Annotated in this window: 10 protein-coding genes; 3 read left to right on the top strand and 7 right to left on the bottom strand. The window is 58.5% G+C overall.

Going from position 1 to position 10,136, the window contains the following annotated elements:
• Positions 1 to 1,109: 1,109 nt before the first annotated feature.
• Positions 1,110 to 1,886: a siderophore-interacting protein gene (locus AQ981_RS06410; protein WP_058910926.1), complete on the bottom strand. Its 777-nt coding sequence runs from the start codon at positions 1,884 to 1,886 to the stop codon at positions 1,110 to 1,112.
• A gap of 317 nt (positions 1,887 to 2,203) precedes the next feature.
• Here AQ981_RS06410 and AQ981_RS06405 point away from each other — a divergent pair, with 317 nt between their 5' ends.
• From AQ981_RS06405 to AQ981_RS06395, 3 genes are all read left to right on the top strand, one after another.
• Positions 2,204 to 2,674: a PadR family transcriptional regulator gene (locus AQ981_RS06405; protein ID WP_058911086.1), complete on the top strand. Its 471-nt coding sequence runs from the start codon at positions 2,204 to 2,206 to the stop codon at positions 2,672 to 2,674.
• A gap of 196 nt (positions 2,675 to 2,870) precedes the next feature.
• Positions 2,871 to 3,704 carry an ABC transporter ATP-binding protein gene (locus tag AQ981_RS06400; RefSeq protein ID WP_058910925.1) on the top strand — a complete coding sequence of 278 codons (834 nt, stop codon included), beginning with the start codon at positions 2,871 to 2,873 and terminating at the stop codon, positions 3,702 to 3,704.
• Positions 3,701 to 4,456 carry an ABC transporter ATP-binding protein gene (locus AQ981_RS06395; RefSeq protein ID WP_058910924.1) on the top strand — a complete coding sequence of 252 codons (756 nt, stop codon included), beginning with the start codon at positions 3,701 to 3,703 and terminating at the stop codon, positions 4,454 to 4,456. Before AQ981_RS06400 ends, AQ981_RS06395 begins: the two co-directional genes overlap by 4 nt.
• On the opposite strand, the gene opp1C is transcribed toward AQ981_RS06395, so the two are convergent.
• From opp1C to AQ981_RS06365, 6 genes are all read right to left on the bottom strand, one after another.
• On the bottom strand, positions 4,439 to 5,290 hold the full coding sequence (gene opp1C / locus AQ981_RS06390) for a nickel/cobalt ABC transporter permease (RefSeq protein WP_058910923.1): 852 nt from the start codon (positions 5,288 to 5,290) through the stop codon (positions 4,439 to 4,441). The two genes, AQ981_RS06395 and opp1C, sit on opposite strands and share 18 nt — an antisense overlap.
• Positions 5,287 to 6,225, bottom strand: coding sequence for a nickel/cobalt ABC transporter permease (gene opp1B / locus AQ981_RS06385; RefSeq protein ID WP_058910922.1), 939 nt, complete (start codon positions 6,223 to 6,225; stop codon positions 5,287 to 5,289). Before opp1B ends, opp1C begins: the two co-directional genes overlap by 4 nt.
• 2 nt (positions 6,226 to 6,227) lie before the next feature.
• Positions 6,228 to 7,811 carry a nickel ABC transporter substrate-binding protein gene (nikA, locus tag AQ981_RS06380; protein WP_058910921.1) on the bottom strand — a complete coding sequence of 528 codons (1,584 nt, stop codon included), beginning with the start codon at positions 7,809 to 7,811 and terminating at the stop codon, positions 6,228 to 6,230.
• Between the two features lie 18 nt (positions 7,812 to 7,829).
• Positions 7,830 to 8,606, bottom strand: a complete 777-nt coding sequence (locus AQ981_RS06375) for a class I SAM-dependent methyltransferase (protein ID WP_082683154.1) — start codon at positions 8,604 to 8,606, stop codon at positions 7,830 to 7,832.
• Positions 8,607 to 8,780: 174 nt separating this feature from the next.
• Positions 8,781 to 9,179, bottom strand: coding sequence for a nickel-responsive transcriptional regulator NikR (gene nikR / locus AQ981_RS06370; protein WP_058910920.1), 399 nt, complete (start codon positions 9,177 to 9,179; stop codon positions 8,781 to 8,783).
• Positions 9,180 to 9,509: 330 nt separating this feature from the next.
• On the bottom strand, positions 9,510 to 10,073 hold the full coding sequence (locus tag AQ981_RS06365; RefSeq protein WP_058910919.1) for a DcrB/PsbP domain-containing protein: 564 nt from the start codon (positions 10,071 to 10,073) through the stop codon (positions 9,510 to 9,512).
• Positions 10,074 to 10,136: the final 63 nt, after the last annotated feature.

Genomic DNA, 10,136 nt, shown 5'->3' with positions numbered 1-10,136 from the left:
TCTGCGGGAAGTCTGCGGGAAGTCTGCGGGAAGTCTGCGGGAAGTCTGCAAAAAATTTGTAACAGCATCAAAGCAAAAACAAGCACTCATCAACCGGAACTCTCTGTTTCTCAAAAGTTCCGGTAACGCCCCCTATAGCAATAAACAGCAATTAACATGCCTTTTAAAATCCCCGATTTCACCGCGGGGGTGTTGAATCCGGCTTAAAATCGCCGGCTATTTTTGCGCATGGCCGGGGCAGGCCGGAGGGAACCGGCCTGAGGGTAAGCCGGCACAGGGATGTGCCGTCTTACCCGACCCGAAGCCAGACGCGAAAATTGACGGGCACCGCGCAGCGGCGATTTTACTGCCGGGAGCCCGGAGTGGAGAGGGGGCGGCGGCGAGCCCCCTCTCCCCGTTCACCTGGCGACAAAAGCAAAATAAGGCGCTGACTTACGGTGAACGGAATTTCCTCCCCAGGAAAAAATCGCAATGAACGAAATCTCCTGCCCAGGCAAAAAATAACCACAGCGAACAGAATTCATTGCCGCAGACTAAAAGTAAAAAAAGCGACACCTGCCACCTCTCCCCGTTCACCTTATGCGGAATAAACACAGAGCACAAAATTCAGGTGAACGGAACTTATTCCACGTTACAGAAAACCACTCCCCCACAAGAACTTCTCAACCGGAACTCTCTGTTTCTCAAAAGCACTGATAACCCCCCACAGCAATCAACATGCCTTTTAAATCCCCGATTTCACAGCGGGGGTTGAGTCCGGCTTAAAATCGCCGGCTATTTTTGCGCATGGCCGGGGCAGGCCGGAGGGAACCGGCCTGAGGGTAAGCCGGCACAGGGATGTGCCGTCTTACCCGACCCGAAGCCAGACGCGAAAATTGACGGGTACCGCGCAGCGGCGATTTTACTGCCGGGAGCCCGGAGTGGAGAGGGGGCGGCGACGAGCCCCATCTCCCCGTTCACCTGGCGACAAAGGCAAAATAAGGCGCTGACTTACGGTGAACGGAATTTCCTCCCCAGGAAAAAACCGCAATGAACGGAATTCCTGCCAGGGAAAAAATGATCACAGGCGAACAGAACTCATGGCCGCAGCCAAAAACATCACAAAAAACTCACTCCCCCTTCTGATGCCAGTAAGCCACCGCCCTGAGCAACTGTGCATCCACCTTCCCTTCCAGCGGCGTAATAATACGCTTAATCATCTCCCCCTCGCCGGTCAGCCAGATAAAATAGTCGCTCTGCGGTATCGTCCACTGCCCGAGCCAGGCGGCGATGTTCGCTTCTGTCGCCGCGACCCGAATGTCGATATTGAATTCGCTCAGGTGCGCCAGATAATCGCCGCTGGCCGCATCGCTCACCGTCACCAGCGCCCGTACCGAATCCGCCGCCACGCCGTACTCGCGCAGCGTTTCAAGACGGCGGCGCAGAGCCGGCATACCGGTTTCATCACACAGATACAGCTGCCAGCGATAGTCCACCGGTACCACCAGCGAACCGCGCGGTCCGCCAATAATCAGCTTATCCCCGGCCTGCGCCTGGCGCGCCCAGTTGCTCGCCACACCGTCGGCGTGCAGGTAAAAGTCCAGCGTCAGTTCCTGACGCGCGGCGTCAAACAGCGGCGTATAATCCCGCGATGGCGGACGTACATCGCTCTGCCAGACAATCCCATCCTCAGTTACCTGCGGCGCCACAAACTCCACGCCGGGCTGGGGGAAAAAGACTTTGCTATGATCGTCGAAGCCGGCAGAGCTAAAGCCCGCCAGCGCGCTACCGCCAAAGACGATGCGCTGAAAATGGCTGGCGACGATTTCACTGCGCAGTACGGTAACTTCACGGAATTGCAGGGTATTGCGCACCCGGCGCGGATAGTGGTTTTTTTGTTCAGTCATCAGTTCTACCAACGTGAAAGGTTAATTTAGATATATCGAAATTTAAATGATAATGATTACTAACAACAAAAAAAGCAAGCATTTTCGATATAGTGAGAAATCCATAACGCCTGCAACAATTTTCCTTTTAAAATCAAAAAACAATCCGTATATTTCGCCTGTCACTCGCTTATTAATCGCACATTTAGATACCATCAACACTTCGATCCGCAACAGGAGCTACCGTGGCCCGTCACCATCACCCGGCTGAAAACACCACACCTTCCCCCTCCGCCGCCCCGCACCATCGCAGCGGACGTTTTTTTGGTCATGGCGATCTGCGTCTGGTGGTGCTGGATATCCTCAGCCAGGGGCCGGGACACGGCTATGAACTGATCAAAGCCATTGAGTCCCTGACCTGCGGCTACTACGCCCCCAGCCCGGGGGTGATGTACCCGACCCTCGACTTCCTCAATACCCAGGGACTTATCAGCACTGAAGAAGAAAACGGGCGCAAAAAAATCACCATCACCGCCGCCGGGCTGCGCTGGCTACAGGCCGAACAGCCACATCTCAACAACATCAAAGCGCGTATTCAGGCCAAAACGGTAGGCCACGAACTGCGCCGCCACCCGGAAATGAAGCGGGCGCTGGAAAACCTCAAAGCGACGCTGAACAACCGCGTCAACCAACAACCGCTGAGTGATAGTGAACTGATGCGCGTAGTTGCTATCCTTGATGATGCCGCGCAGGCGATCGCCCTGACCGGCGTCACGGCGCCAGCGGAGACTGCAAAAAGACAGCCGTGAAATCCCGCGCAGCCCTGAATAATTCGGGTTGCCGGAAGGTAACTGGAATAGTAATTGGGGTGAATCCGCGCAGTCAGCGCACAGGCCACCGGAAAGATGACGAGGATAAACACCGATTTACTGATATCGCGCCATCATTATCACCGGGGTTTCTGTTACCCTGAGCGTCAGGTCGGGTACCGACAGGAGAAGAAGCATGGAACCAACGTTACTGCGCATTGAGGAGCTGAGCGTGACGTTACCCGCCGCCGGGCGTAAACTGCTGCATAACATCTCCCTCGACCTCGCCCCCAACACCTGTCTCGGTATCATGGGAGAAAGCGGCAGCGGCAAAAGCCTGCTGTGCCGCGCCATCATGGGCCTGACCGGCAGTGAATTCCGCCGCAGCGGCAAAATAACGTTTCTCGGCGCCGATCTGACCCGGCTGGATGAAAAGCAGATGCGCCGCTACCGCGGCCCGGCGGTGAGTATCGTTCTCCAGCACCCGATGAGCGCCTTCGACCCGCTGCAGCCGGTCGGTAAACAGATGATCGACAGCCTGCGCGCCCACCTGCCGTTAACCGTTCAGGAAGCCAGAGACCAGGCGCTCGCCATGTTGCAACAGGTCGGCCTCAGCCACGCCGCTCAGCGTTTTCATCATTATCCGTCACAGCTCAGCGGCGGGATGCTGCAGCGCGTCACCATCGCTATCGCGCTGGGGCTGAAACCGCGCCTGCTGATCGCCGATGAACCCACCACCGCGCTGGATAGCGTTTCACAGGCCGAAATCATCGCCCTGCTGGCTCGCCTGCGCGCCGAAAATGACATGGCGCTACTGATGGTATCCCATAACCCCGGCGTTATCCGGCAACTGGCGGATCGGGCTATCGTGATGCAGGCGGGACAGATCGTGGAAGACAATGAGATTCACGCCCTGTTTCACCAGCCGCAGCATCCCCATACCCGGGAGTTGATCGGTGCCTGGCAGGCGCTACAGGGGAGATATCGCCATGCTCTGTTATCTGCCGCAACATCAGGAGCCGCCCTGTGAATGACTGGTTAACGATACAGCACCTCAGCCATCGCTACCCGCGGATTCAGGCCCTTGACGATGTCTCCTTTTGCGTAGCGCGCGGCGCCTGCCTGGGGATTGTCGGCGCCAGCGGCAGCGGGAAAAGTACCCTCGGGCGCATTTTGCTGGGACTGGAGCGCCCGACACACGGCGAGGTCAGTCTTGGCGGTCGAGCGTATCGCCGCCGCAGGCTGACTGGCGGCAGCGTATGGCGGGCGCCGGGAAGCGTCAGCGCCGTTTTCCAGGATTACCGGTCCTCGGTAAATCCGGGCATGACGGTGGAGCAGATCGTCGCAGAACCGTTGTGGCTGGGGGAACGCCCGCCTGCCGGCGAGCAATCCCGACGCATCGCCGGGTTACTGGAGCAGGTCGGTCTGGATACGACGCTACGCGCCCGCTACCCGCACCAGTTGAGCGGCGGGCAGTTACAACGGGTGTGCATCGCCCGGGCTATCGCCTGCCAGCCGGATTTTATTGTGCTGGATGAAGCGGTCAACGCGCTGGATATGCGGGTTCAGCGCCAGATCCTCGACCTGCTGGCCAGCCTGCGCCAGCGCCTGAACCTGACATTACTGTTTATCAGCCACGACATCACCGCCGTCACTTACCTGTGTCAGCAGGTGATTTTTATGGATCAGGGACGAGTAATTGAACGGGTTGACGATATCTCCGCCACCGGTCAGGTGCGTCATCCGCAGGCCCGGCGCCTGCTGTTATCCGCTGTGCTGTGAGTCGCGGCGTCCGGCGACATCCAGCATATCGCGCAGGCTGTCCCCCAGGTAGTTGCAGGCCGCCACCGTCGCCACAATCGCCAGCCCGGCGGGCAGCATCTGCTGCGGATGAATCATTAATACGCTGCGCGCCTCGCCCAGCATCGCCCCCCACTCCGCGACCGGCGGCTGCACGCCGAGCCCGATAAACGACAGCGCGGAAAGCAGCAAAATCACCGCGCCGCTGTCGGTAGTGGCCAGCACGACCAGCTCCGCCGCAGTGACCGGCAGCAGGTGGCGACGGAAGATATACCATGGCGAGCCGCCCGCCAGACGGGCGAACTGAATGTAATGGCAATCGCTGTACTGCAGGACAATCCCGCGCACCATCCGCGCGTACCACGCCCATTTCACCAGCACCATCGCCAGCACAATGTTTTCCAGCCCCGGCCCCATAATGCCCACCAGGGCGAAAATCATCACTTCCCCGGGGAACGACAGCATCACGTCGCACAGACGCATCAGCGCCCCGTCCACCCGGCCACGAAAATAGCCGGCGATGGCGCCGAGCAGCGTGCCGATGGCGAGGGTCAGCGTCATGGCGAATAATGCGCTGAACAGCGTGGTACGAATACCGAACAACAGCCGCGACAGCACGCAGCGCCCAAGGTGATCGGTCCCCAGCGGATAAGTCAGGCTGATTCCCTGAAACTTATCGCGCCACGATACCAGCAGCGGATCGTGCGGCGCCAGCCAGGGGGCCAGAGTCCCGGCCAGCGCCAGCAGCAATAACAGCAGCACGCAGGCCAGCGCCAGCGGATCACGCTTCAGGTGGCGCCATATCCGGCGCATCATCTGACCACGCCCCGCCGCAGGCGCGGATCGAGCCACATCTGCAGAGTATCGATCAGGAAATTGCATACCACGAACAGCACCGCCATCAGCAGTACATAGGCCTGGATAACCGGGTAATCGCGCTCAAATATCGCCGTTACGCATAACCGCCCCAGTCCCGGCCAGGCAAAGATATTTTCAATGATCAGCGTACCGGCGATCAGTTTTGGAATACTCATCCCCAGCGCCACCAGCGGCGAATAGAGAGCATTCACCAGCACATAGCGCCACAGGATCCGTCGTTCGCTGAGCCCCCTCGCCCGGGCATATTCCACCCAGGGCTGGTGACGGTTGGCCAGCATATTGCTGCGCAACAGGCGCACATAAGTGCCGATATAGCCGCAGGCGAGGGTCAGAGCCGGGAGGATCACCGCGCCCGCTTCATCGATACCGCCCACCGGCAGCCATCGCCACTTCACCGCCACCAGCCAGAGCAACAGCAACCCCAGCCAGTAGCCCGGCATCGCGGTCAATAAAAACAGCCCGGCGCGGATCAGTTTATCCGGCCAGCGATCGGCGGCGCTGACGCACAACAGCGAGAGCACCAGCGAGATAACCACAATCATCGCCAGTGTGGTGGCGGCCAGCCATAGCGTAGCCGGCAAAGCCCGGGCCAGTTCGTCCGCTACCGGCTGACGAGTGATAAACGTGGTGCCAAGGTCAAAATGCACACAGCGATGCAGCCAGGTGAGGTACTGCTGCCACAGCGGAGCGTCCAGCCCCAGTTCGTGGCGCATATCGGCGATAGCCTGCGGAGTGGGAACAATGGCGTTCACCCGCAGCGCTACTTCGGCAGGATCGGAGGGGGAAAGCTGGATCAGCAGGAAAGCCACGCCGGAGATAATGAGCAGCAGAGGCACCATCATCAGCAGCCGGCGTAGCAGGTAACGCGTCATGCTTAGCGCGCCCGGAAGTACATTTTCTCAAATGGTATTTCGTACTGGGAAGGGTTAAACGTCACCCCCTGCAGCTGCGGTGTGAACACCGCTTTAGTCCGCGAATAGGTGAGCGGGATATACACCCCTTCCTGCGCCAGGATCATCAGGATCTGACGGTACAGCGCCTGACGCTGCGGCTCATCGTTAGCGATCAGCACCCGATCGATCATCCGATCGAGACGGGCTTTATCCGGTAGCCCCTTCTGCCCCTGATAGTCAGCATGGGACGGAATACGGAAAGAGGAGACATAAGATTGCGGATCGTACGGCGTGCCCCAGGAGAGCGAATACTGAATATCGAAATCGCCGGATTTCTGGCGGTCGAGATACGCCTGTTTCTCCTCCCCGAGTAGTGTCACCTCAACGCCGATCTGGCGCAAATCGCTCTGCACCACTTCGGCTATCTGGCGCTCCCCGGCATTATTGGTGTTGTATGAGAACAGCAACCGCAGCGGAACACCCTGTTTTTCCCGGGTGGCGCGACGATCGCCGGCGGGCTGAACCCATCCGGCCTGATCGAGCAGCGCCGCGGCGCGGGCTGGCTCGTAATCATAAACCGGCAAATCGGCGATATCGGCGTACGGCACCGAGCGGGACAGCAGGGTCCGGGCTACGCTTTCACTGCCCCCCATGACCCCGTCGGCAATGGCCTGTTTGTCCACCGCATACTGCAGCGCTACCCTGACCTGCCGCTCTTTCAGCGCCGGACGGCTGCTGTTAAGCACCAGCGCCCGGGAGGCGACCGGGTCGCTAATCAGAGTGGTGAAACGCTGTGTGGCCTGTAAGGCCGCAAAATTGTCGCTGTCGATCATGTCGCCATCGGCGCCAAAAATCAGCTGGATATCGCCCTTTTCCAGCGCCATCAGCATGCTCTGGCGGTCGGGGATCACCCGCCACATCACGCGCGCCAGCTCTGGCGGCGTCCCCCAGTAGTGAGGATTCGCGGCGAAAAGCGCATACTGATTTTTGACATGCTGCTCCAGCAGCCACGGTCCGGTGCCGGCATAGCCGCTGACGCCGTTTTTCGTCTGCCCGTCGATAAAATTTTTCGGCGAGATAAAGCGAAACGGGCGGGTCAGCCCCAGCTCCACCAGGGTGGGATAATAGGGATTTTTCAGATGAACGGCGACGGTGTAGTCATCAGGCGCCGTGACATGGTCGATTTGCCGCACCAGCTCCAGCCAGGCGTGGCGCTGATAGTTAGCCAGCACGGCATCGAAATTGGCTTTCACCGCCGCGGCATTAAAGGCCTCCCCGTCGCTGAAGGTGACGCCATGGCGCAGATGGAAGGTATACACTTTACCGTCCGGCGATATCTCCCAGCGCTCCGCCAGCCAGGGCTGTACGCCATCGCGAGTGTTGATAACCAGCGGCTCAAACACCATGTTCTGCGCCGCCATTTCGCCGCTATAAGTATGAGGATTGATATCGCGAATATCTTTGGTGCTGGCATAATTCAGCGTCTGCGCCGCCGCGGTACCCGCCGCCATCAGCCCCGCGCACCAGACCATCGCCGCCGTCAGCAGCCTCAGGATTGTTGTCATTGTGCTTCCCCCGGCGGATTATTTTTCAGCGCACAGCATGAACATCGGCGTTGACGCGTAGTTCACTTTCTCTTCGTCATCCCACAGCACATCGCCAACCCGGGTATCGAGCATAATTTTGTGGTAGCCGCAGGCCAGCAGCGCCCGGGTGTCCCACTGCGGACGGCGTTCCCGGCTGAGAGGCAACTGGCGGGCGATATTCTCCATCGCCGTGGTGTCGGTGTTCACATAGTGGTCTTCCAGCCCCATGTGCCGGGCCCTGGCCCGATCCGCCAGATATCCCTGGCGGCACTCGTCGTCAAAAAGTTGCAGATACCAGTTGGCGTCAAAATTGATCAGCCGACCGCCGCTGGCCAGCACCCGATACCACTCCTGGTAAGCCTGTAGCGGATACGCCAGATTCCAGGTCACATTGCGGGTCACAATCAGGTCGAACTGATTATCGTCAAAAGGCAGGGAGTGCACATCGGCGCTGACAAAGCGGATATCCACCTTCCAGGCGGCGGCGTTGACCCGCGCCTGCTCCAGCATGGCGTCAGTCATATCCACCGCGGTGACCTGGTGACCGGCCAGCGCCAGGGTCACGGCAAAGAAGCCGGGGCCGGTGCCAATATCCAGTACCCGCAGTCGCCGCCCGTCGGGGGCATATTCCATGATCTTACTCAGCCAGCGGGCGCGTTTGGCGCCCGCCAGTTCGGCGGCATTGAGCTGGCTATAGTCAAATGCCCGGTTGGCCCAGTAGTGCCGGACCTGGTGGTCTATCTGCTGCGCAGGGGTATCGGTAATCTGGCTCACACGCACTTCCTGTTATTATAAGGCCCGTGTCTTTACAGGCTCTGGCTGGGGAAAGAGTTCTCAGCTCCCCCTTATAGCAGACAGGCGATGGCGATTTAACCAAAAGGTATGAAGAATTTTAAAAAATTCATACTTTATTGATCCTGCTTAAACTTCAAATCAGGACGAAACCATTCAGCGTGGGATGAGATTGAGCCGCCCGTGGCGCACGCCGGTCTGGGAAATCACCGACTCCGCCAGCGCTTCGACTTCATCCGTCGCGCCGTTGAGAATCAGCGTTTCGACGCACTCATCGTGGCTCAGGTGGGCATGCATGGTGGAAACCGTCAGCCCGTGGTGGTGGTGCTGCATTTCCGCCAGCCGGCTGGAAAGCTGGCGCTCGTGGTGGTCATAAATGTAGCTCAACACCCCCACACATTCAGCACTTTTATCATTCTCCCGCGCCATTTCGCCCAGCTCGCGGCGCAGCATGTCGCGAAAGGCTTCGGAACGGTTGGCGTATCCTTTGCGGCGCATCAACTCATCAAACTGTTGGGCCAGTTGATCGTCAATCGAAATGGTCAGTCGTTGCATGTTGTTCTCCTTTTCCCACCTGATAGTAAGGCAGGATGACGGCAGAACGAAACAAAATCCCGCACCAGAACACAACGCGCCGCTATTTTCGCGCCGCCCGCGCTGGCTTCACAAATCCCATAAAATTTACGACAAACCTCATCCCATCGCCGAATTTGCCGCCACCACCAGATAAAAAATGCGGAACCCCCATTTATTGGTGTTTGGCCGATCGCCACCAGGAAGGAAAAACTATGTTTTTTGCTGCCAGCTCCGCCGCCCGACGGGACGCCCGAAGGCGCCCCGCGGCTCCAGGCGCGGGCAAGACCCGGCGCCCTGTGCGGCTGAACCTTAATATTTCAGCGTCGACAGCGCCTCTTCCCCGGCTTTAGCGTATTTCACCTGCAGATCTTCGGTGACGTTAAAGGTCGAAATCAGCAGTTTGCCGTCCCGGGAGGAGAGTTGCATCAGGTTATAGATTTTTCCATCCGCGGCCGGGGTTAGCATCTCAATACGGCTCATTTTTCTGCCATTCACCGTCACCTGCGACAGCGACGGGGAGAACGAACTTAACTGCTGCTTCATCATATCGGCAAATTTCTCCACCTGAGCATCACTTATCGCGCTACTGGTGGCGCTAAAGGCGATGGAGACTTTACCGCCCTCACTCTCCACATACCAGGCTTCCTGCGGGCGCTGGGCCGCCGGGTATTTGGCCTCCAGCAGTTCCTTCGGCATTTTGACATATCCCTGCGGCAGCACTATCGTGGCGCTACCGCCAAGAATTGAAGTGGCGGCCGGCTGAGAGGCTCCCTCTACCGGCGCCTTATTTTCGCTGTTTGCGTTGTCACAGGCGGAAAGGACCAGCGCCGAACCGGTGAGCAGTGAGATAAAAAATAGTTTAGCCTTTAACATGAGTCACTCCTTGTAGAAATAAAATACTGGCACTGCAATGTATTAATCAGATTTCTGATTTCC

It is taken from the genome of Entomohabitans teleogrylli, assembly GCF_001484765.1.
Taxonomy (GTDB): domain Bacteria; phylum Pseudomonadota; class Gammaproteobacteria; order Enterobacterales; family Enterobacteriaceae; genus Entomohabitans; species Entomohabitans teleogrylli.
This window is presented reverse-complemented; position numbering and strand designations above follow the sequence as displayed.